Source organism: Delftia sp. UME58 (assembly GCF_014170385.1).
In the GTDB taxonomy this organism is placed as follows: domain Bacteria; phylum Pseudomonadota; class Gammaproteobacteria; order Burkholderiales; family Burkholderiaceae_C; genus Comamonas; species Comamonas acidovorans.
The window spans coordinates 79642-102027 of record NZ_LZZV01000090.1; the positions used below are offsets into that span (position 1 = coordinate 79642).

Genomic DNA, 22386 nt, shown 5'->3' on the forward strand with positions numbered 1-22386 from the left:
CATACAAAGCCATACAACCAATTTGTGCACAATAGCCGCCGCCCGATCGCAGATACTGCGCCGCGGAGCATGGCTGTGCCCGGTGGCGCGGCAGCCCGCCACGCCACCGACCACCCACACCGCTTGCCCGGCAAGCACCAGGGCGCAACCTCACCGGAACCCGCCTGCACACCGATTTCAAAAACCGCAAAGGAAATGCCATGAGTGCAATCGTTGACATCGTAGGCCGCGAAGTGCTGGACAGCCGCGGCAACCCCACCGTCGAGTGCGACGTGCTGCTGGAATCGGGCGTGATGGGCCGCGCCGCCGTGCCTTCGGGCGCGTCCACCGGTTCGCGCGAAGCCATCGAGCTGCGCGACGGCGACAAGAGCCGCTACCTGGGCAAGGGCGTGCTCAAGGCCGTCGAGCACATCAACACCGAGATCTCGGAAGCCGTGCTGGGCCTGGATGCCTCCGAGCAGGCCTTCCTGGACAAGACCCTGATCGACCTGGACGGCACCGACAACAAGGGCCGCCTGGGCGCCAATGCCATGCTGGCCGTCTCCATGGCCGTGGCCCGCGCCGCCGCCGAAGAGGCCGGCCTGCCGCTGTACCGCTACCTGGGCGGCATGGGCGGCATGCAGCTGCCCGTGCCGATGATGAACGTCATCAACGGTGGCGCGCACGCCAACAACAGCCTGGACCTGCAGGAATTCATGATCATCCCCGTGGGCGCGCCTTCGTTCCGCGAAGCCGTGCGCTGGGGCGCCGAAGTCTTCCACGCGCTCAAGAAGATCATCCATGACAAGGGCATGAGCACGGCCGTGGGCGACGAAGGCGGTTTCGCGCCTTCCGTGGAAAACCACGAAGCCGCCATCCAGCTGATCCTGCAGGCCATCGAAAACGCAGGCTACAAGGCCGGCGAACAGATCGCCCTGGGCCTGGACTGCGCCGCCAGCGAGTTCTACAAGGACGGCATGTACGTGCTGGCCGGTGAAGGCAACCTGACGCTGACCGCCACCCAGTGGACCGACATGCTGGCCGGCTGGTGCGACAAATACCCCATCATCTCCATCGAGGACGGCATGGCCGAAGGCGACTGGGATGGCTGGAAGATCCTGACCGACCGCCTGGCCGCCAAGGTCCAGCTGGTGGGCGACGACCTGTTCGTCACCAACACCAAGATCCTGAAGGAAGGCATCGACAAGAAGATCGCCAACTCCATCCTGATCAAGATCAACCAGATCGGCACGCTGACCGAAACCTTTGCCGCCATCGAAATGGCCAAGCGCGCGGGCTACACGGCCGTGATCTCGCACCGCTCGGGCGAAACCGAAGACTCGACGATCGCCGACATCTCGGTGGGCACCAACGCCGGCCAGATCAAGACCGGCTCGCTGAGCCGCTCTGACCGCATCGCCAAGTACAACCAGCTGCTGCGCATCGAGGAAGACCTGGGCGACATCGCCCACTACCCTGGCCGCGAGGCGTTCTACAACCTGCGCTGAAAAAGCGTTAGGCTTGCAAGCCATCCGGCCGGCAAGCCTTTTTCCTTTCAGCCACGTCCGCTCCCATGGTCAATCGCGTCGTACCTCTCGTCCTGCTCGCCCTGCTCGCTGCCGTGCATGCACAGCTGTGGCTGGGCCATGGCAGCGTGGCCTATGTCAAGGAACTGCAGCAGCAGATCCATGACCAGAACGTGGCCAACGCGCTGGAAAAGGCCGAGAACGACCGCCTGGCTTCCGAGGTCAACGACCTCAAGGACGGCCTGGCCATGGTCGAGGAAAAGGCCCGCAGCGAGCTGGGCATGGTCAAGCCCAACGAGATCTTCGTGCAGATCGTGCGGCGCTGAAGGTTGGGATTTTCTGCATCAAGGCCGGCTACATGCCGGCCTTGTGCTTTTGCAACAAGGCGCCTGCGCCCCTCACCCGGGCCTGCGCGCAAGCCGAGACAGGTACTTGGACAAAGACCGCTTGCCCCCGCCCCCGGTGATTCTTCTGGGATCTCCGCCCGCGCTCGCGCTTTCCATGGCCCATGCACTGCGCCAGGCCTGGCAGCACCACGGAACACCTCCTGCCGACTGGCAATGCCTGGCGGCCGAGCCGGGGCAGCCTCTGCCGGAACATGGGGCCGTCTACCTGCTGGGACTGGATTGGAGAGCCCCCGTACCTGAGCACGAAGGAGTCAGCGATGGTCCTGCCGCACAGCTCCAGCATTGGCGCGACCAGCTGCAAAGCCAGTCACGCGACTACGTGGTGCTCTACGGCAATACCGCCCGGCAATGGCAACAGCTGGCCGAGTCGCTCAGGCTCAAGGCTCCGCAACTGGACTGGTCCTGGCTGCCCGCAAGCCCCGTGCAACGCAGCGCCCGCCTTCGCCCCTACGGCTGCGAACAATGCAGCGACCCCGACTGCGAGCGGCGCTTGTTCGATGCGCTGCGCAGCGGGCGGGACTGACTCCGAGCGTATTTACTGGACGTTCGTCGAGGTCGGCGGCTGCTTGCCGGCCTCGGTGAACAGCTGGGCGGCATCGATGGGATCGAACTCGTACTGCTTGCCGCAGAAGTCGCAGCCCACCTCGATATTGCCGCGCTCCTCCAGGATGCTGTCCACCTCTTCAATGCCGAGCGAAACCAGCATGGCGCCCACGCGCTCACGGCTGCAGGTGCAGGCAAAGCGCGGGCGCTCTTCGTCCTGCTGGGGGACGAAGCGCATCAGCTTTTCTTCCCAGAACAGGCGCCGCAGGATGGTTTCCACGTCGAGCGTGAGCAGTTCGTCGCGCGTCAGGCTGGCGGCCAGCATGGCGATGCGGTTGTAGTCCTCGTTCAGGCCGATGGCATCCTGGCCCGACTGCTCGCTTTCGGTGGCGGAGGCAAGGTTGGCTTCCCCCTTGACCGGCATGCGCTGGATCAGCAGGCCGGCGGCCAGCTGGTCATTGGCGGCCAGCACCAGCACGGTGTCCAGCTGCTCGGACTGCAGCATGTAGTGCTGCAGTGCGTCCGACAGCCTGGAGAACCTGCGGCCTTGCGCGTCCTGCAGCGGCACCACGCCCTGGTAGGGCTGCTGGCCCGGCTGGCGACCCTTGGGATCCAGCGTGATGGCGCAGCGGCCACCACCGTTCACATTGAGCAATTGCTCCAGCGTGGCGCCTTCGGGAGCCTCCCCGATCAGGGTGGCGGTGGCGCGCAGTCCGAAGTCGGACTGCACCTCGGCCACGGCCAGCTTGACCGGGCCATCGCCCATGACCTGGAAGACCAGGGCGCCGTTGAACTTGATGTTGGACTGCATGAGCACGCCCGCAGCCGCCATTTCTCCCAGCAGTTCGCGCACGGCGGCGGGGTAGGCGCCGGTCTCGCCGTTGTCCGCGCGGCGTTGCAGGATTTCCTGCCAGGCGTCGGTGAGGCGGACGATGGAGCCGCGCACGGGCAGGCCTTCGAAGATGAATTTATGCAGTTCAGACACGCTGATGGATTCCGTAAAAAAGTGCCGGGCCTCGCTCAGCCCAGCTTGCGCAGCCCGGTCTTGAACCGGCGCGCATTATCGACATAGTGTTGGGCGCTGCGGCGCAAGCCTTCGATCTGCTCGGGCGTCAATTGGCGCACGGCCTTGGCCGGGCTGCCGATGATCATCGAGCCATCGGGAAACTCCTTGCCCTCGGTGATGAGGGCACCTGCGCCGACCAGGCAGTTCCTGCCGATCTTCGCGCCGTTGAGCACCACGGCACCGATGCCGATCAGCGATTCGTCGCCGATGGTGCAGCCATGCAGCATGACCTGGTGGCCCACGGTCACATGGCGCCCCACGACCAGCGGCTTGCCCAGGTCGGCATGCAGCACGCTGGCGTCCTGGATGTTGCTTCCCTCGCCGATGGAAATGCTCTCGCAGTCGCCGCGCAGCACGGCGCCGAACCAGATGCTGGCGTCTTCGGCCAGCTGCACATTGCCCATGACCTCGGCGCTGTCGGCCACCCAGGCCGATGCTGCCACTTCAGGGGCCACTCCATCCAGTTCATAAATCGCCATGGGTCTTTGTCTCCGTCAATTATTGGTGATGGCAGGAAACCTAGAATTGTAGGGATGGAGTTACGTCACCGCGCCCTTGAGGTTTTGTGCCTCCCGGACCCCGAAGAAAAGGCCGCCGCCGCGTTGGACATGTATGCACGGCAGGCGCTTTATTCAATAGCAGCGCAGGCACCGGCCCTGCCCGATCCCGCACCGGACCTGCCCGGCCGCCCGCTGCGGCCCGAGCTGCGCCACCACACCGCCGTTGCAAGGCGCTCGCCGGCCACGCCCGAGGGACGGGCCGTGCTGATCCACGCCATTGCCCACATCGAGTTCAACGCCATCAACCTGGCGCTGGATGCCGTCTGGCGCTTTGACGGCATGCCGCAGCAGTACTACCTGGACTGGCTGCAGGTGGCTGCCGAGGAGGCCAAGCACTTTCGCCTGCTGCGCGAGCATCTGCGCGCGCACCTGGGCCACGACTACGGCGACTTCCCGGCCCACCAGGGTCTGTGGACCATGTGCGAGAAGACTGCGCATGACGTGGTGGCCCGCATGGCCCTGGTGCCACGCACGCTGGAGGCACGGGGCCTGGACGCCACGCCCCAGATCCAGAACAAGCTGCGCAACACGCGCGCGCCCGATGCGCTGGCGGCCGTGGACATCCTCGACATCATCCTGCGCGAGGAAGTGGGCCACGTGGCCATAGGCAACCACTGGTACCGCTGGCTGTGCGAGCGGGAAGGCCTGGAGCCCGAGGCGCACTACCAGCACCTGACGCAACGCTACGAGGCACCGCGCCTGCGCCCGCCCTTCAACGAGCGCGCGCGCCGCGCGGCCGGCTTCACCGATACCGAACTGGCCTGGTTGCAGCAGGTCTGAAGAAAGACTGCCACAGCCGCGCGGACAGGCACCGCCCGTACGCATGGCCACACAATGGTTTACAAACTAGGATGGGTCCGACCCCGCAATCGGACTTGTCCCAGCAGACACTGCCTGTCGGCATATTTATTCAGAACATTCCTACAATCAGATCTGCTGCTTCCCGTGCCTCCTTGACCGAACACTCCATGACCGAATTGCCTGTCCATCTCTTCAACGATGCCCCTGCGGCCAGCCCCGCGTCCACAGACCGGGGAATGATTGCGCGCCAGGCCATCGTCAACGGGGTGCAGCAGATCATCGGCTACGAGCTTTTCAACCGTTCGCGCGCCTACCCGGACCATACGGCGGCCTCGGACGTGTCCCTGGTGTTCACGGCCCTGTCGCATGCCGGCGAGGAGGATCTGGTCGGCACCAAGCTGATGTTCGTCAACTGCACGCATGAAAGCCTGGCCGGCGGGCATCTGGAGCTGCTCAATCCCGACAAGGTGGTGCTGGAGATCCCGCCGCTGGGCCTGGCCGCACAGCAAGAGGTGCAGGCCCGCCTGCCCATCCTCAGCAATCTGCGCGCGCGCGGCTTCAACCTGGCCTTCAATCACACGGTGCTGGAGTCCGCCTATGCGGCCTGGCTGCCCCTGGCCGACTACATCAAGTTCGACCTGTCCGTGCTGGCACCCGATCAACTGGCCGTGCTGGTCAACTTCGCCGGCCGCCACACGCGCGCCGAGCTGATCGCCGAGAAGGTGGAAAGCGCCCAGCAGCATGAGCAGGTCGGCCGCCTGGGCATTGAGCTGTTCCAGGGCTTCTGGTTCGCGCGGCCCACGGTGGTGCGCACCAAGCTGCTGTCGCCCTCGCAGCAAAGCATCGTCCAGCTGCTGAATCTGGTGCGCCAGCAGGCCAGCACCGATGCCATCGAGGATGTGCTCAAGAAGGATGCAGGCCTGGCCTTCAACCTGATGCGCCTGATCAATTCCGTGGGTTTCGGCGTGCAGCGCGAGATCACCTCCTTTCGCCAGGCCGTGATGCTCATGGGCCTCAAGAAGCTGTTCCGCTGGGCAGCCATGCTGCTGACCGCATCGCGCAACGGCGGGCCGCCGCCGGCCATCGGCCAGACCGCCGTGATCCGCGGGCGGCTGATGGAGCTGCTGGCCCAGGAATCGCTGAGCGAGGAAGACGCCGACCAGGCCTTCGTCGTCGGCATTTTTTCGCTGCTGGGCAGCATGCTGGACCTGCCCCAGGACGTGGCCATGAGCCTGATCCCCGTGCCCGATGCCGTCTCCGCCGCCGTGCTGCGCCATGAAGGCGTGCTGGGCGAGCTGCTGATCCTGGCCCAGGCCTGCGAAGCCAGCGACGACGCAGCCTTCAACCGCAGCGCAGGCGCACTGCGCCTGAGCAGCCAGCAGATCAACTGGGCCCATCTGCAGGCCCTGGCCTGGACCGATCAACTGGCAGACAGCTCTCTATAGCCATAAGCTATAGGATGCAACTGAACGCCGCCGCTCCTTCATCTTTTTCAGCTTCCAAATGACTACCAACGACAACTCCTCCGCTCCGCCGCCCCCCCTGCCAGCCGGGGTGGAGGACGGACAGGTGGCCGTCATTGCGCGCCAGGCCATCGTCAACGAGGCGCGCGATGTCTTCGGCTATGAGCTCTTCGACCGCTCCACAGCCCAGCATGCGCACACGGCGGCCTCCGATGCCGCCCTGCTGTTCAACGCGCTGTCGTATGCGGGAGCCGAAGCGCTGGTGGGCAAGAAGACGGTCTTCATCAACTGCACGCATGACAGCCTGGCCGGCGGCCACCTGGAGCTGATCCACCCCGACAAGGTGGTGCTGGAGGTGCCCACGCTGGGCGAGAACGCCACGGCAGCCGATATCGAGGAACGCCTGCCCACCTTCCAGGCCCTGCGCCAGCGCGGCTTCCGCCTGGCCTTCAACCAGCACCTGCTGCGCCGCGCCTATGCCAGCTGGCTGCCTGCGGCCGCCTTCATCAAGCTGGACATGCAGACCTTTGCGCTGGCCGATGCCGAGACCCTGGTGAAGTTCGCGCGCTCCCACACCAACGCCCAGATCGTGGCCGAAAAGGTCGAGACCTCCGAGCAGTTCGAGCGCATGCGCGACCTGGGCGTGCGGCTGTTCCAGGGCTTCTGGTTCGCCCAGCCGCAACTCGTGCAGGCGCGCACCATCCGCCCCACGCAGGCCACCATCATCCAGCTGATCAATCTGGTGCGCCAGCAGGCCGGCACGGACGAGATCGAAGCCCTGCTCAAGAAGGACCCCACGCTGTCCTTCAACCTGCTGCGCTTCATCAACTCCTCGGGGTTCGGCCTGTCCTGCGAGATCACCTCGTTCCGCCACGCGGTGATGATCCTGGGCCTCAAGAAGCTGTTCCGCTGGGCAGCGCTGCTGCTGACCACCTCGCGCGCGGGCGGCACGCCACCGGCCGTGGGCCAGACCGCCGTGGTCCGCGGCCGCCTGATGGAGTTGCTGACGGCCGAGCTGCTCTCGCCCGAGGAGTGCGACAACGCCTTCGTGGTCGGCGTGTTCTCGCTGCTGGACGTGATGCTGGGCCAGCCCATGGAAAAGGCGCTGGAATCCATCGCCCTGCCCCAGCCCGTGATCGATGCGCTGGTGCACAACAAGGGCGTGTTCGCGCCCTTCCTGGAGCTGACGCGCGCCTGCGAAAGCGGTGACGACGAAGGCTTTGCGCGCGCCGCCAACTCCTTGCAGCTGTCCAACCACCAGGTCAATTGGGCGCATCTGCAGGCCCTGGCCTGGGCCGACAACCTCACGGCGGACGAGCCCACGGCCTGAACTGCCTGGACGGGCCTGGACGGCCTGGGCGCGCACCGCACGCAAGGCGCCAGAACAAAGGGCTTGCAGCCATCACGGCTGCAAGCCCTTTTTGCGTGGGCGCCCGGCGCCACGGTGGTCAGTTCAGCTGGATGCCCGCGGCGCGGATGATGCGCGCGTTGGACTGGGACTCGGCCTCGATCTGGCGTGCGAAGTCCTCGGCCTTGCCGCCCGTGGCCACGTTGTCGGTAGCCTCCAGCTTGGCACGCATGTCGGGCTGGGCCAGCACCTGGTTGATCTCGGCATTGAGCCTTTGCAGCACGGGCGCGGGCGTTCCTGCGGGCGCGAAGATGCCGAACACCGAGGTCATGTTGGCGTTCTTGTAGCCCAGCTCGGCCAGCGTGGGCACGCCGGGCAGCGACTCCAGGCGCTGGGGAGCGCCCACGGCCAGGGCCTTGAACTTGCCCGCCTTGATGTGCTGCAGCACGGCCGGGCCGGCATTGGTGGAGAGCACCTCGAACTGGGCGCTCAGGCCATCATTGAGCTGCTGGCCGCCGCCCTTGTAGGGGATGTGCGTGATCCTGGCCTGCGAGGCATACATGATCTGCTCGAGCATGATGTGGCCCAGCGATGCCAGGCCGGCCGTGGCCCAGCGGACTTCACCGGGCTGGGCCTTGGCCTGCGCCACCAGTGCCTTGAAATCGGTCGCCGTGGAGCGGGCCGTGCCCAGCAGCAGCACGGGCGAATACATCACGCTGGTCACGGGCACGAGATCGCGCTGCGGATCGAACAGCGGCTTGCCCAGGTGCGGGCTCAGCGTCAGCGGGCTGATGGAGGAAAAGCCCAGCGTGTAGCCATCGGGTGCGGCCTTGGCCACCAGGTCCAGGCCGATGGCGCCACCCGCGCCGGCCTTGTTGTCCACCACCACGGGCTGGCCCAGGCGGGCGGCCAGCTTCTCGCCCAGGGCGCGCGCCACCACATCGCTGACGCCGCCGGCCGGGTAGGAAACCACCACGCGGATGGGCCGGCTGGGCCAGGCCGCATCGGCAGCCGACACAGACATCGGCAGGGCCGCGGCAGCCACCGCCGCCGCCAGCATGGAAGTCACCAGCACATGCCGGCGCAGGAAATCAGTCATCGAGAACTCCGCAGAAAACACATCGAACACGGCGGTGATTGTTGTGCAAAGCACATATCCCCGGGACAGGCTTTGCCACTTCGACGATTTCAACAGCAGAGACACCCAAACCGGCGAACCATCCACACACAATCAACCACGCGGATGGTGCAAAGCGTGCAATGCCTTGAGCCGCTCGCGCGCCACATGGGTGTAGATGGTGGTGGTGGAGATGTCGGCATGGCCCAGCAGCATCTGCACCACGCGCAGGTCTGCGCCATGGTTGAGCAGATGGGTGGCGAAGGCATGGCGCAGCGTATGCGGCGACAGCGGTGCCGTGACGCCGGCAACCTGCGCGCAGCGCTTGACGATGACCCAGAACATCACGCGGCTCATGGCCGCTCCGCGCTGGGTCACGAAGACCGCGTCGCTGCGCTGTCCGCCCAGGATGGCGCCACGCGCCGTGGCCAGGTAGCGCTCCAGCCACCAATGCGCCTCCTGGCCGAAGGGCACCAGTCTTTCCTTTTGCCCCTTGCCGGTCACGCGCAACACGCCCGAGCGCAGATCGATGCCATGCACGGGCAGATCCACCAGCTCGCTCACGCGCAGGCCGCTGGCATACATCAGCTCCAGCATGGCGCGGTCGCGCAGGCCCAGCGGCGTATCGACATCGGGCGCCCTGAGCAGCGCCTCCACCTGGGCCTGCGTCAGCGTATGCGGCACGCGCGGGGGCTGCCGGGCCGCAAGCATGCGCACCGTGGGATCGGCGGCAATGCGCTGCTCACGCAGCGCCCAGTGGTAGTAGCGGCGCAGCACCGTCAGCCGCCGGTTGGAAGAACTGGCCTTGGTCTGCTCCACGCGCACCGCGAAATAGCCCTGCAGCTCCAGCTCGCCCGCCGCATCCAGCGCCAGCGGCGGCCGCTGGTGCGCCAGCCACCGCCCCCAGGCCGTCAGGTCCCGGCGATAGGCCGCCAGCGTATTGCGCGACAGCCCGTCTTCCAGCAGCAGCGCATCCATGAACAGGTCCAGCGCATCCAGGCTGGCAGGCAGCGGCGCCGGCCAGGATGCCGGATCGGCAGCAGATTCGGCTTCGGCAGCCGATGGGGAAGCGATGGAAGCAACAGGCACTTGGGACATCCCGTCAAGCCTACAACGAAAAAACCCGAGGTCCGCAAGGAGCCTCGGGTTCTGAGCCAACCGCTCAAGGCGGTGCTTACTCCAGCGTGAGTTTTTGCTGAGCAACCACCTTCTTGTACGTCTCGTACTCGTCCTTGATCTGCTTGGCGAACTCTTCAGGCGAGTTGCCGATGACCAGGGAGCCCGTGTCCTCGATGCGCTTGCGCACGGCCGGGTCCTGCAGCACCTTGCGCACGGCGGCGTTGATCTTGTCCACCACGTCCTTGGGCATGTTCTTGGGGCCCAGGATGCCGTAGTAGGCCATGCGGTTCACCGGCTCCAGGCCCACTTCCTTGAAGGTGGGCACATTGGGCAGCACGGCCAGGCGCTGGGGCGCGGCCACCACGATGGGCACCAGGCGGTTGTCCTTGATGAACGGCAGGGCCGAGGGCAGGTTGTCCAGCACCATGGGCACCTGGCCCGCCACCACGTCGTTGAGCGCCGGGCCCGCACCGCGGTAGGGGATGTGGGTGACGAAGGTGTTGGTCAGGCTCTTGTACAGCTCCATCAGCATGTGCTGGATGCCGCCCGTGCCCGAGGAGGCATAGGAGTACTTGCCCTGGGACTTCTTGAGTTCGGCCTCGAAGCTCTTGTAGTCCTTGGCGGGGAACTTGGGGTTCACCGCGATCACGTTGGGCGTGGCCGCCACGTTGATGATGGGCGTGAAGTCCGTCAGCGTGTTGTACGAGATCTTGGGGTTGATCGCGGGGTTGGTCGCCGTGGTCGAGACCGTGGCGATGCCCAGGCTGTAGCCATCGGGCTGCGAGCGCGCGGTTTCCATGGCGCCGATCACGCCGCCGCCACCGCCGCGGTTGTCCACCACCACGGGCTGGCCCAGTTCCTTGGTCAGGGGTTCGGCGATCACGCGGGCGATGATGTCGGTCGTGCCACCGGGGGCGAAGGGCACCACCAGCTTGATCGGCTTGGTGGGATAGGCCTGGGCCAGGGCTCCGGTGCTTGCGAGGACCAGGGTCAGGCCCATCCAGCTGCGACGATTCATACAAGATCTCCTTTTGGGGGTCGTGTTGACGAAGAAGGTTTCATGGACATCCGCAAGGCCGTGCCTGCGGATGGATGGTCTGCGAAATGAAGGCTCGCAAACGCTGCCACGGAACAGCCATGGTGGGGCCTGGAGCCCGCTGCGCGCTTGACGGTCGTCAGGACCTGCGCTTTCGGATCGGCTGTGTGGACCCCAGCGATGCTAAGGCCCGGGGCCCGGTTGTCACAGTTTGTCGCAGCACTGATTTCCCGGTGTTTACCCGTAGGCAATCTCGTCCCTGCTGCCACCCCGGCCGTGCGACTGCGGGGTTGCGCTTATGCTCTGCCCCCGTGAACTACGCCGTGCTGCTCTTCCCCGATTTTTCGCTCATCGTGCTCGGCTACGTGCTGTGCCGCTTCACACAGCTCAACCGCACGGTCTGGCAGGCAGTGGAGGCGCTGGTGTACTACCTGCTGTTCCCGGTGCTGCTGTTCCACTCCATCGTCAAGAGCCCGGTGGACTGGGGTGCCACCTCCCACTTGCTGGCCGCTGGCGTGTGTGCGGCCCTGGTCGGCATCGGCCTGGCCTACAGCCTGCCCTGGTGGCCCGGCCTGCGCGGCCGCATCGATGTGCGCGAGCATGCGGGCGCCGTGCAGGTGGCGTTTCGCTTCAACTCCTTCATAGGCCTGGCGCTGGCCAGCCGGCTGGCGGGGCCTGAGGGCCTGCTGTTCATCTCGGTGCTGATCGGCGTGAGCGTGCCGCTGTGCAATATCGCGGCCGTCTGGCCCATGGCGCGCGGCAGCAACCAGCATTTCCTGGGCCAGCTGGTGCGCAATCCGCTGATCGTGGGCACGCTGTCGGGCCTGGTGTTCAGCGCGCTGGGGCTGAAGCTGCCGGCGCTGATCGAGCCGTCGATCTCCCGCATAGGCGCAGCCTCCATCGCGCTGGGCCTGATGTCGGCCGGCGCCGGCATGCAGTTCGGCGCGCTGGCCGCCGGCAAGCTGCTGGCCGTGTGCCTGCTGGCCGTGCGGCATCTGGTGCAGCCGCTGATCGCCTATGCCATGGTGCGGGCGTTTGGCCTGAGCGGTGCGCAGGCCCTGATCCTGATGGCCTTCTCGGCCCTGCCCACGGCATCGTCATGCTATGTGCTGGCCGCACGCATGGGCTACAACGGCTCGTATGTGGCGGGGCTGGTCACGCTGTCCACGCTGCTGGGCGTGCTCAGCCTGCCGTTTGCGCTGAGCCTGCTGCAGTTCTGATGCCGCTGTGCCACGGCTCCCCTACAGCACGGCACGCATGTCGTCCGTGAACGCGGCCGTGATGTCGTCCTGGCGTGCGCGCTTCCTGGCCACCATGGTGATGTCCACGTCGTAGCTGAAGAGGGATTCGTCCAGCGCATGCAGCAGGCCGGCAGCCACATAGGGCGCCGCGTAGTGCTCGGGCAGGTAGCCCAGGTGGGCGCCTGACAGGATGAGGATGGCGGCCGCCTCCATGTTGTCCGCCTCTGAGGTGACATGGCGCGGGCGCCCCGTCAGCGGTGCCTGCGGCAGTGGATAGGTGCGCCAGGTCCAGTCGGCCTCGCCCGCCTCCTGCGCGCCGATGCGGCCCGCGCGTGCGGCAAATGGATGGCTGGCGCTGCAATAGGCCACCTGCCTTTCGCTGAACAGCAGCGTGTATTCCAGCGCCGGGGCGCGGTGCAGGAAATAGCCCACGGCGACCTGCAGCTCGTCGCGCAGCAGCATCTCCTCCAGCTCGCGCGGCCCGCGCACCAGCACCGACAGGCGCACGGCCTCGTCGCGCTGGCGAAAACGCTGTATGGCCCGCCCCATCAGCGCGTTGTATTCCATGGGTGCATTGCCGATCAGGCCGATGGCCAGGCTGCCGACCAGCTGCCGGTGCATGTTGCGCGCCTGCGCACTGAAGCCTTCCAGTCCCTGCAGGGCCGTGCGAGCCATATCGACGAAGCGCCGGCCCTTGGCAGTCAGGCGAAAGCCGCCACGCCCACGCTCGCACAGGCTGAATCCCAGGCGCGTCTCCAACGTGGACAGCTGGCTGCTGAGCGTGGACTGGCCTACGCCAAGGCTGGCCTGCGCCGCCGACACGCCGCCCGCATCGACGATGGCCAGAAACACGCGCAGCAGCCGCAGATCCAGGTCTGAAACGGTATGGAGCATGGGGTTTTCACTCGGGAAAGATCGATTCTTATCGATGTTTGTAAATGGAACTTGAAATGGATGCAATCCGGGCTGCTGTCTAGCATCCACGGCTGTTGCAGCACATCTGGATTGAACAAAGAGGGACTGCAATACAGAACAAGAGGGGCGAGCCAGGGAATTCACTTCCACGGATACCGCTGTTTCAAGAGGCCCCTGCCAACAGGGCCGCAACAAAAGGGAGACAAACCATGTTGCTCGATATCTCGGTCGTGGTGATCTACGCGGCAGCCATGCTGCTGCTGGGCTGGTACGGCATGCGCCGCGCGAAGACGCAGGAGGACTTTCTCGTGGCCGGCCGCAACCTCGGGCCGGGCCTGTACATGGGCACCATGGCCGCCACGGTGATAGGCGGCGCCAGCACCGTGGGCACGGTGCGGTTGGGCTATGTGTACGGCATCTCCGGATTCTGGCTGTGCGCGGCGCTGGGCGCGGGCCTGCTGGTACTCAACCTGTTCCTGGCCAAGCCCCTGCTCAGGCTGCGCATCTGCACCGTGACCCAGGTGCTGGAGCGGCGCTACAGCGCCCGCACCAAGCAGGCCAGCGCCCTGGTGATGCTGGCCTACTCGCTGATGCTGGCGGCCACGTCGGTGATCGCCATCGGCACCGTGATGCAGGTGCTGTTCGACCTGCCGCTGTGGATCTCCATCCTGGTGGGCGGGGGCGTCGTGGTCATCTACTCGGCCGTGGGCGGCATGTGGTCGCTGACGCTGACGGACATCGTGCAGTTCGTGATCAAGACCGCGGGCCTGATGCTGATCCTGCTGCCCATCTGCCTGTACCGCGTCGGCGGCTGGGACCAGTTGGTGGCGCGACTGCCGGCGTCCAGCTTCGAGTTCACACACATAGGCTGGGACACGATTGCCACCTATTTCGTGATCTATTTCTTCGGAATCATGATCGGCCAGGACGTGTGGCAGCGTGTGTTCACGGCCCGCAGCGAACGGGTGGCCGCCGTGGCGGGCAGCATTGCCGGCCTGTACTGCGTGGTCTACGGGCTGGTCGGCGCCCTGGTGGGCATGGCAGCGCGCGTGCTGCTTCCGGACCTGGACAACGCCAACAATGCCTTTGCCGCCATCGTGCAGGCCAGCCTGCCGGACGGCATCCGCGGCCTGGTCATCGCTGCCGCACTGGCGGCCATGATGTCCACGGCCAGCGCCGCCATGCTGGCCGGCTCCACCGTGCTGGCCGAGGACCTCGTGCCCCTGCTGCGGGGCGGCCGGCCGCTGGTCGATGTGCGCTGGCACCGGCTGCTGACGCTGCTGGTGGGGTTGGCCGTGCTCGGCATCGCCCTGGTGGTGGACGATGTGCTCAATGCCCTGACCACCGCCTACAACCTGCTCGTGGGCGGCATGCTGGTGCCGCTGATCGGCGCCATCTACTGGCGCCGGGCCACCACGGCGGGCGCCATCGCCAGCATGCTGCTGGGCTGCGCCACGGCCGTCGCCTTCATGGTCAGGGACGGCCTGGCCGCCAACACGCCCATCTATGCCAGCCTGGCCGTGAGCACGGCCAGCTTCATCCTCATCAGCCTGGCGCAGCGCACGCAGCAGCGCTCCCTGTCGGGCATCCAATCCTGAACCAAGGGACACACCCATGACCCTCTTTACTGCAGACAGGCTGGCCGCGCTGCGCGCACGCTTCGGCGGCGCCAACGAGTCCGTGATACACGACCCGCATTTCCGCGCCGTGGCCGCCCACATCATCGACGCCAGCGGCACGCGCAACGCGCCCTACGCAGGCATGCCCACGCTGCTGGACGCGCCCATGCGTCCCATGGACTGGAGCCATCCGGACTTCGGCGACCTCCAGGCCGCGCTGATCGGCGTGCCCATGGACCTGGGCATCAGCAACCGCAGCGGCTGCCGCTTCGGCCCCCGGGCCCTGCGTTCCATCGAACGCGTGGGCCCCTACAACCATGTGCTTCGATCCGCTCCCACGCGCGAGCTGCGCGTGGCGGACATCGGCGACGTGCCGCTGTCCAGCCGCTACAGCCTGGAGCAGTCGCACCGCGACATAGAGTCGACCTTCGCGAAGATCCATGCGGCCGGCGTGATTCCGCTGGCCGCTGGTGGAGACCATTCCATCACCCTGCCCGTATTGCGCGCACTGGGCCGCGAGCGGCCACTGGCCCTGGTGCATTTCGACGCCCACTGCGACACCGGGGGCCCCTTCGACGGCAGCCGCTTCCACCACGGCGGCCCGTTTCGTCAGGCCGTGCTGGACGGCGTGCTCGACCCCACGCGGACCATTCAGATCGGCATACGCGGCGCAGCCGAATATCTCTGGGAGTTTTCCTATGAGTCGGGCATGGCCGTGATCCACGCCGAGGAGCTTCCCGCGCTGGGCGTGGACGGCATCATTGCCCGCGCACGCGAGGTGGTAGGCGATGCGCCCGTCTACGTCTCCTTCGACATCGACTGCCTGGACCCGGCCTTTGCGCCCGGCACGGGCACGCCCGAGGTCGGCGGACTCACCGTGCGCGAGGCACAGGCCATGGTGCGCGGCCTGGCCGGCATCCACATCGTGGGCGGCGATGTGGTGGAGGTGTCGCCGGCCTACGACGCCACCACCAACACCGCCCATGCGGGCGCGCAGATGATGTTCGAAATCCTCGGCCTGATCTGCGCACGCCACGCCGGGCGCGGCCCCGCCAAGCCTGCCTAGGCACCCTCCCCGCCCTCCGCATCCCGCAGCAGCCCCAGCGGCGTGCTGCCGTAGCGTGCCCTGAACCGGCGGGAAAAATGCGCGGGCGAGTTGAAACCGCAGTGCTGCGAGATCTCCGCGATGCCCAGCGTTCCCGGCTGCGTCCCACGCAGCAGCGCATGGGCACGCTCCAGCCGATAGGCCATGAGTTCGGCGCTGAGGCTGGTGCCTTCGCGCGACAGCTGGGCTTGCAGCGAGCGCACGGACAGCCCCAGGCTGGACGCCACGCGCTCGGGCCCCAACGCCGGGTCCGGGTACTGGCGGGCGATGAGCTGGCGCACCCTGCGCAACAGCACGTGCATGGGCGCGCCGGGTCGGGCCATCGCCATGTCGGCGCCGGCCTGCAGCACGGTCTTCAAGGTGTTGATGACCAAGTCGGACAGCCTGGCGGATTCGGCATCGGGCAAGGGGTTCTGCCACGCAGCCAGCAATTGCATCTGCTGGACCAGCAGCTGAAGCGATGCACAGTCGGGCAGGCTGCGTGCCAGCAGTTGCGGGGCCAGGCCGCCACGCGAATCGATCAGTGCCAGCGGCACGGCCAGCACCACCAGGTCCACGGCCTCTTTCTGCCAGATGCGGTAGCCGCGCCGCTCGTCCAGCAGGAACGGCTGGCCGGGTTGCGCCTGCAGCCCGCTGCCAGCAGCCGCCATGCCTGGCTCCTCAGGCGAGGCTGATGCATCCGGTACATCCGTCAAATCCGGCAAATCCGGTGCGAATACCTGGGCACCACCTTTGGCGTAGAGCATGCACAGCAGGCAGGGCGGGCCTGCGCGCTGGCCATGGGCATGCAGGCGCTCCATGCCATGTTCGGCCGCCATCTGGATGCGGTTGAGCACCACCGCACCCACGCCGCGCGACGTCAGCACGGCCTCGAAGCGCTCGGGCTGCGCGACCAAAGGCGTGTGCGGCATCTGCGCCTCGCGGCTGGCATCGCTCCAGAACTGCGCTCGCGAAAGCGGCGCGATATGCACCGTGGACCAGCGGTTGTATGTCATACATTCCTCGCCCTGCGCTCGGCGCGCAGCCTCTTTTTTGTGATGGGTTGCGCGGAGAGCCGACCGCACCCGGGTGCTGGGGCCAAGGAAGATGCGGCAGGTCCACGCGGCAGCATGAACCCAGGATTTTCGGGATTGCGGCCCGATCAGGCCATTGGATGATTCTGAAAATTCACCGGGGTGTATTCCTAGGCCTTTGCGCCGCACCAGCCCGGATCAACCCGGATCAGCGCGCGATGGCAGGCAGCCGCTCGCTCCACAGCGTGGACTGGTTGCGGCCATTGCGCTTGGAGTAGTACAGCGCCGCATCGGCCCGCTCCAGGCAGCCCTGGGCCGATGCATCGCTGCGCTGCAGCTCGTACACGCCCAGGCTGATGGCAATGTGCAGGTCTCCGGCCTTGCCCGCATCGATGGCCCGCCCGGCAATGGCTTCGCGCAGGCTTTCGGCGCGGCGCAGGCCCACCTCGGCGTCGGTGTCGGACAGCAGCACGGCAAACTCCTCGCCGCCCAGCCGACCGACCATGTCTTCCTTGCGCATTTCCTGCGCCACCGAGACCAGCAGCTCCTTGAGCACGATATCGCCCACCGCGTGGCCGTAGCCGTCGTTCACCTGCTTGAAGTGGTCTATGTCCAGCATGATCAGCGTGGAATGCGCCACCAGTCCGCTGCGCAGATGGTCCAGCTCCATCGCCAGCCGCTCCATGAAGGCGCGGCGGTTGGGAATGCCGGTCAGCGCGTCGGTGAGCGCCAGGGTCTCCAGTTGGGATTCGCGCTGCTGCCGCTCCGTCGCGTCGTGGAAGACCCAGCAGTGGCCGATGGAGCGATCACCGTCGCGCAGCTGCATGCCCTCGATCTCCACATAGTGGCCATCGGGCAGCGCATGCAGGGAACGGCCAGCCACGGGCCCCGCGCTGAGCACGTCCGCCACCGAAGGCGGAAGCAGCTGGATCAGCGACGGCATGCCCAGCCCCACCAGGGCGGCAGGCGCCATGTCCAGCCGCAGCGCGGCCGCCAGCATGCGGTTGGCGGCCAGCACCTGGCGGCCCTGGGCGTCGGTGACCAGAATGCCTGCGGGAAAGCGGTCGATGATGGCCTCCAGCCGGTGCTGGGTTTCGGCCAGCGCGGTCTCGGCACGCCGGCGCGCGTCGATATCGATCATGGTCCAGATGACGCGACCGTCGTCCTCGTCGGGGTCCAGCAGCGAGCCCTGCATGTCGAACCAGTGGCCCGCACCCGAAGGCATGCGCAAAATCCATTCCGTTCGCACCGTGCCGCGTGCGTTGAGCTGGCCGTAGAGCTGGCCGAAGCGCTCGAAGCTCTCGTCGCTGACATGCAGGGCGCGCAAGTCCACGCCGCCGGGCAGCCGGTCTGCCTCGATCTCGAAGGTCTGCACCGCGCGCTCGTTGGCATAGAGGATTTCGCGCTGGGGACCGGTCATGACGATCAGGGCGCTGCCCCGGTCAAGCAAGGCCTTGATAAGGCGGGACTGCTCCACGCGCTGCTGTATATCGGTGTGCGTACCCAGCATGCGCACGGGCTTGCCATCGGAATCGCGCTGGGTGATTTCGCCGCGCGACTCCACCCACAGCCAGCTTTCGGCCGAGCTGCGCAGTCGCATCTCCACGCGGAAGTCAGCCCCGGCCTCGGCATGGCGCTGAAGCAGCGCCAGCATCCGCGCCCTGTCCGAGGGATGGACCATGGCGCAGAAGGCGTCGTAGTTCATGGGGAACTGCGCAGCCGCGAAGCCCAGCATCTGGTAGCAGCGGGCATCCCATTCCACATGGCCGCTGCGGCAGTCCCACTGCCACAGGCCGTCGCGCACGGCGCCCACGGTCAGGCGCAGGCGTTCCTCGCTGTGACGTATGGATTCCTGCATGGCCTGGTCCTGCGTCACATCGTGCACATAGCCATGCCACAGCAGGGAGCCGTCTTCCTCCTGCTGAGGCCTGGCATGGCCATGCAGCCAGCGCAGCTCGCCACCTGGGCCGTAGACGCGGTACTTGTGCTCCCAGACATCCTTGCTGTCCACGCTGGCCCGCACCGAAGTCGCCAGGGCCGGCAAATCCTCGGGGTGGACGCGCTTGAGCAGTTCATGGTCGGCAAACCGGGCGGCATCGGCCTTGGCGCCATGCAGTCCGAAGAAACCGGCGCTGGTGAAAGGGAACCGGAACTGTCCATCCGCATCTATGCGGAACTGGAACAGCCCGCCCGGCACCTCCTGCGCCAGCCGCGCAAAGCGCCGCTCACCCTGCAGCCGCATGCGCTCGCTGAGCTGGCGCTGGCGCGCCAGCCACAGCGTCAGCAGCATGCCCAGCAGCAGCACGGCCGTGCCTATGCCGTTGCGCAGCAGGCCGCGCTCCAGAGAAGCCTCCAGCGGCTCGAAGATGGCCTTCTTGTCCAGTCCTGCACTGACGATCAGCGGATAGCCCCCCACCCGGCTCCAGGCATACATGCGCTGCACGCCATCGACGGTCGATTCGGCCTCGTAGGTGCCGCGCTCCAGGGCCGGAGCGAACAGCGCCACGCGCACATCGGAGACCGAACGGCCCATCACCTCATCCTGCCCCTGCGAGCGCGCCAGGTAGGCGCCATCGGTGCGCAGCAGCAGGATGACGTCGCGGGCACCATCGAAGATGGACTGGAAGTAGCTCGAGATGTATTCAGGCGACAGCGACAGCACCAGCACGCCCGAGAACCGCCCCTGGCGGTACAGCGCGCGGCTCAGCTGTATGGTCCATTTGTGGGAGACGCGCCCCTGCACGGGGCGGCCGATGAACATGCCCATGTTCTCGCGGCTGGCATGCACCTGGAAATGCTCGCGGTCCCGGATGGAGACCTTGGCGGCCCGCGTCTCCGCCTCCTGCTGGAGGTTGGAGTAGACGATGTCCCCGCTCTCGTCGGCCACGGCGATCTGCAGGAAGGTGCCGGCTGGATAGGCGTCGAACGTGGTCTGCACGGCACGCCGGAACCCGTCGGCATCGCCGTCGGCAAAGTCGGACTCCAGGCCGCGCATGGTGTAGTCCAGGCCGGACAGCAGGGTCTGCACCTGCACTGACACCGCATGCGACATTTGCCCCACCCGCAGCCAGGACTGGGACTCGGTAAAGCTGCGCTGCGTTCGGTGGCTGTCCACCAGCACCGTCCAGTACGCCACCGTGGCCAGCAGCACGCAGCACACGCCCACCCAGACCGCCACGGCGGTCTGGGCCAGCGGTTCTGCGTTCAGTAGGCGGGACAGGCTGCGGGGAGGCTTTGCGCGCATATCGAACATCATGTTGAGACACACAGACCCCGCGCCTTCAAGGGCGGTGGCCCGCAACAGGCCGCCGGGGGCACTCCGACAGGGCGCAACAATTGTTTCACATACAAGCACCCCGGTTTTATCGGCTCAATCCGATCTTTGCGACAGCGCCCAGGCTACGTGCTCGCGCACCAGGGCGTCCGGATGGTCGGCGCGGCTGGCCAGCGCCTGCTGCAATGCCGCGTCGCCTGTTTCGCGCCAGGCATTGCCCAGCGCCACGGCCACATTGCGCAGCCAGCGCGCATGGCCTATGCGCCGTATGGGACTGCCTTCGGTCAGGCGCAGGAAGGTGGGCTCGTCCCAGGCGAAGAAATGCACCAGCTGCCCGCCTGACAGGGCCTCGCGCGTATCGAAGTCGGGCAGGCGGCTGGGCTGGGCGAACTTGTTCCAGGGGCAGGCCAGCTGGCAGTCGTCGCAGCCATAGATGCGGTTGGCCATCAGCGGCCGCAGCTCCTCGGGAATGGCGCCCGCATGCTCGATGGTCAGATAGGAGATGCAGCGCCGCGCGTCCACCCTGTGCGGCGCCACGATGGCGCCCGTGGGGCAGGCCGTGATGCAGGCAGCGCAGCTGCCGCAGTGCGCGGTCACCGGCGCCGTGGGCTCCAGCGCAAGGTCCACATAGATCTCGCCCAGGAAGAACATGGAGCCCGCTTCGCGGTTGAGCACCAGCGTGTGCTTGCCGCGCCAGCCCTGGCCGCTGCGCCGGGCCAGCTCGGCCTCCAGCACGGGCGCGGAATCGGTGAAGGCGCGGTGCCCGAAGGGGCCGACTTCCTGTGCAATGCGCTCGGCCAGCTTCTGCAGCCGGTTGCGCAGCACCTTGTGGTAGTCGCGCCCTCGGGCATAGACGGAGACAATGCCCTCGCCGGGCTGCTGCAGCCTCGCCCACTCCACGGCCTGCCAGGCGCCCGGCGCATCGGCAGGCGTGTCGCGCGGCAGGTAGTCCATGCGCGCCGTGATCACGCTGACCGTGCCCGGCACCAGCTCGGCAGGCCGCGCGCGGCGCAGGCCGTGGGCCTGCATATAGTCCATCCCGCCATGGAACCCTTGGGCCAGCCACTGCATCAAACCCGGCTCCGCAGAAGACAAATCCACGCCGGCCACGCCAATTTGGGAAAATCCCAGCTCGCGGGCCCAGCCTTGCATCAAAGGAACCAATTGACTGCTGCACAACATACTCCCTCGATTGTAGAAAGCGCCCAGCCGCAGGATGCGGAAACTGCGGGCCATCGCTGGATATGGGGCAGCGAGGAAGACACGCAGCGGTTTGCACAGCAGCTCGCGGCCCATCCCGCGCTGCGCAACGCCTACGTCACGCTGCACGGCGACCTGGGCGCGGGCAAGACCACGCTGGTGCGGCACTGGCTGCGCGCACTGGGTGTGCAGGGCCGCATCAAGAGCCCCACCTATGCCGTGGTGGAGCCGCATGAGGCGCCGGACCTGGCCATCTGGCACTTCGACTTCTACCGCTTCGATGATCCGCGCGAGTGGGAGGATGCAGGATTTCGCGATATTTTCGCCAGCCCCGGTCTCAAGCTGGCAGAATGGCCCGAAAAGGCTGCAGCGCTTACGCCTGCGGCAGATATAGCTATTCATATCGAAGCAATCGACGAGACGCAGCGCCAGGTGACCCTGCTCGCCGGCACGCCCGTCGGACGCGCCGTGATCCAAGCACTCAAGGCATGAGCGACGCCAACTCCTCCTCCTATCCGTCCGGCCTGTCGCGCCGCAATCTTTTGCAGGCGGGCTCCATCGTGCTGCTGCTGGGACGCCAGCACATCGCGCACGGCGCCACCATCGTGGCCGTGCGCGTCTGGCCTGCGCCCGAATACACGCGCGTGACCATAGAGTCCGACCGGCCGCTGGCTGCCAAGCAGTTCTTCGTGGACCAGCCCCCGCGGCTGGCCGTGGACATCGAGGGCATCGAACTCAATCCCGCGCTGCGTGAACTGGTGGCCAAGGTCCGCTCCGACGATCCCAACATCGCCTCCATCCGCGTCGGCCAGAACTCGCCCAGCGTGGTGCGCCTGGTGATCGATCTCAAGCAGCCCGCCAAGCCCCAGGTCTTCACGCTGCAGCCCGTGGCGGCCTACAAGCACAGGCTGGTGTTCGACCTGTACCCCGCCAAGGCCGTGGACCCGCTGGAGGCGCTGATCAGCGAACGCCTGCGCGATGCGTCCGGCGACGAGACCGCCGTCGCATCGGCACCGCCGCCCCCCCCGCTGCCACGCCCCTCAGGCCCCACGGC

The 22386-nt window shown here is 66.8% G+C and carries 20 protein-coding genes; 11 read left to right on the top strand and 9 right to left on the bottom strand.

Annotated features, from left to right (window positions below; genetic code table 11):
- Positions 1-200: 200 nt before the first annotated feature.
- The 3 genes from eno (at position 201) to A9976_RS22945 (ending at position 2435) form a co-directional block, all read left to right on the top strand.
- Positions 201-1487, top strand: a complete 1287-nt coding sequence (gene eno / locus A9976_RS22935; protein ID WP_012206907.1) for a phosphopyruvate hydratase — start codon at positions 201-203, stop codon at positions 1485-1487.
- Positions 1488-1552: 65 nt separating this feature from the next.
- Positions 1553-1831, top strand: a complete 279-nt coding sequence (gene ftsB, locus A9976_RS22940) for a cell division protein FtsB (protein ID WP_012206908.1) — start codon at positions 1553-1555, stop codon at positions 1829-1831.
- 175 nt (positions 1832-2006) lie between these two features.
- Positions 2007-2435, top strand: a complete 429-nt coding sequence (locus tag A9976_RS22945) for a hypothetical protein (protein WP_183020912.1) — start codon at positions 2007-2009, stop codon at positions 2433-2435.
- Positions 2436-2447: 12 nt separating this feature from the next.
- Here the strand turns inward: A9976_RS22945 and A9976_RS22950 are convergent, their stop codons facing one another.
- Positions 2448-3440: an Hsp33 family molecular chaperone HslO gene (locus A9976_RS22950; protein ID WP_183020913.1), complete on the bottom strand. Its 993-nt coding sequence runs from the start codon at positions 3438-3440 to the stop codon at positions 2448-2450.
- 35 nt (positions 3441-3475) lie between these two features.
- A complete protein-coding gene (locus A9976_RS22955; RefSeq protein WP_012206911.1) occupies positions 3476-4000 on the bottom strand; it encodes a gamma carbonic anhydrase family protein in 525 nt (174 codons plus the stop codon).
- Positions 4001-4054: 54 nt separating this feature from the next.
- Here A9976_RS22955 and A9976_RS22960 point away from each other — a divergent pair, with 54 nt between their 5' ends.
- From A9976_RS22960 to A9976_RS22970, 3 genes are all read left to right on the top strand, one after another.
- Positions 4055-4861, top strand: coding sequence for a ferritin-like domain-containing protein (locus tag A9976_RS22960; protein WP_013801101.1), 807 nt, complete (start codon positions 4055-4057; stop codon positions 4859-4861).
- A gap of 188 nt (positions 4862-5049) precedes the next feature.
- On the top strand, positions 5050-6327 hold the full coding sequence (locus A9976_RS22965; RefSeq protein ID WP_183020914.1) for an EAL and HDOD domain-containing protein: 1278 nt from the start codon (positions 5050-5052) through the stop codon (positions 6325-6327).
- Positions 6328-6385: 58 nt separating this feature from the next.
- Positions 6386-7675, top strand: a complete 1290-nt coding sequence (locus A9976_RS22970; RefSeq protein ID WP_183020915.1) for an EAL and HDOD domain-containing protein — start codon at positions 6386-6388, stop codon at positions 7673-7675.
- Between the two features lie 118 nt (positions 7676-7793).
- Here the strand turns inward: A9976_RS22970 and A9976_RS22975 are convergent, their stop codons facing one another.
- The 3 genes from A9976_RS22975 to A9976_RS22985 form a co-directional block, all read right to left on the bottom strand.
- Positions 7794-8792, bottom strand: a complete 999-nt coding sequence (locus A9976_RS22975) for a tripartite tricarboxylate transporter substrate binding protein (RefSeq protein WP_183020916.1) — start codon at positions 8790-8792, stop codon at positions 7794-7796.
- 132 nt (positions 8793-8924) lie between these two features.
- Complete coding sequence (gene xerD, locus A9976_RS22980; RefSeq protein ID WP_183020917.1) at positions 8925-9908, bottom strand: site-specific tyrosine recombinase XerD; 984 nt, start codon at positions 9906-9908, stop codon at positions 8925-8927.
- Positions 9909-9984: 76 nt separating this feature from the next.
- Entirely contained in the window at positions 9985-10947 is a 963-nt protein-coding gene (locus tag A9976_RS22985; protein WP_012206917.1) for a tripartite tricarboxylate transporter substrate binding protein BugE, read from the bottom strand.
- A gap of 329 nt (positions 10948-11276) precedes the next feature.
- On the opposite strand from A9976_RS22985, the gene A9976_RS22990 reads away from it, so the two are divergent.
- Positions 11277-12185: an AEC family transporter gene (locus A9976_RS22990; RefSeq protein WP_183020918.1), complete on the top strand. Its 909-nt coding sequence runs from the start codon at positions 11277-11279 to the stop codon at positions 12183-12185.
- Positions 12186-12206: 21 nt separating this feature from the next.
- Here A9976_RS22990 and A9976_RS22995 read toward each other — a convergent pair whose 3' ends face one another.
- Complete coding sequence (locus tag A9976_RS22995) at positions 12207-13100, bottom strand: LysR family transcriptional regulator (protein ID WP_183020919.1); 894 nt, start codon at positions 13098-13100, stop codon at positions 12207-12209.
- Between the two features lie 230 nt (positions 13101-13330).
- On the opposite strand from A9976_RS22995, the gene A9976_RS23000 reads away from it, so the two are divergent.
- Together A9976_RS23000 and speB are read left to right on the top strand one after the other, a co-directional pair.
- On the top strand, positions 13331-14719 hold the full coding sequence (locus A9976_RS23000) for a sodium:solute symporter (RefSeq protein WP_183020920.1): 1389 nt from the start codon (positions 13331-13333) through the stop codon (positions 14717-14719).
- A 16-nt stretch (positions 14720-14735) separates the two neighbouring features.
- On the top strand, positions 14736-15806 hold the full coding sequence (gene speB, locus A9976_RS23005; RefSeq protein WP_183020921.1) for an agmatinase: 1071 nt from the start codon (positions 14736-14738) through the stop codon (positions 15804-15806).
- On the opposite strand, the gene A9976_RS23010 is transcribed toward speB, so the two are convergent.
- From A9976_RS23010 to queG, 3 genes are all read right to left on the bottom strand, one after another.
- Positions 15803-16840, bottom strand: coding sequence for an AraC family transcriptional regulator (locus A9976_RS23010; protein WP_183020922.1), 1038 nt, complete (start codon positions 16838-16840; stop codon positions 15803-15805). The genes speB and A9976_RS23010 overlap by 4 nt on opposite strands.
- A 226-nt stretch (positions 16841-17066) precedes the next feature.
- Positions 17067-20114 carry a diguanylate cyclase gene (locus tag A9976_RS23015; RefSeq protein ID WP_183020923.1) on the bottom strand — a complete coding sequence of 1016 codons (3048 nt, stop codon included), beginning with the start codon at positions 20112-20114 and terminating at the stop codon, positions 17067-17069.
- A gap of 114 nt (positions 20115-20228) precedes the next feature.
- Positions 20229-21284, bottom strand: coding sequence for a tRNA epoxyqueuosine(34) reductase QueG (gene queG, locus A9976_RS23020; protein WP_183020924.1), 1056 nt, complete (start codon positions 21282-21284; stop codon positions 20229-20231).
- Between the two features lie 12 nt (positions 21285-21296).
- Here queG and tsaE point away from each other — a divergent pair, with 12 nt between their 5' ends.
- Together tsaE and A9976_RS23030 are read left to right on the top strand one after the other, a co-directional pair.
- Positions 21297-21824 carry a tRNA (adenosine(37)-N6)-threonylcarbamoyltransferase complex ATPase subunit type 1 TsaE gene (gene tsaE, locus A9976_RS23025; RefSeq protein WP_183020925.1) on the top strand — a complete coding sequence of 176 codons (528 nt, stop codon included), beginning with the start codon at positions 21297-21299 and terminating at the stop codon, positions 21822-21824.
- A partial coding sequence (locus tag A9976_RS23030; RefSeq protein WP_259649278.1) for an AMIN domain-containing protein occupies positions 21821-22386 on the top strand: 566 nt, incomplete at its 3' end. The genes tsaE and A9976_RS23030, both read left to right, overlap by 4 nt.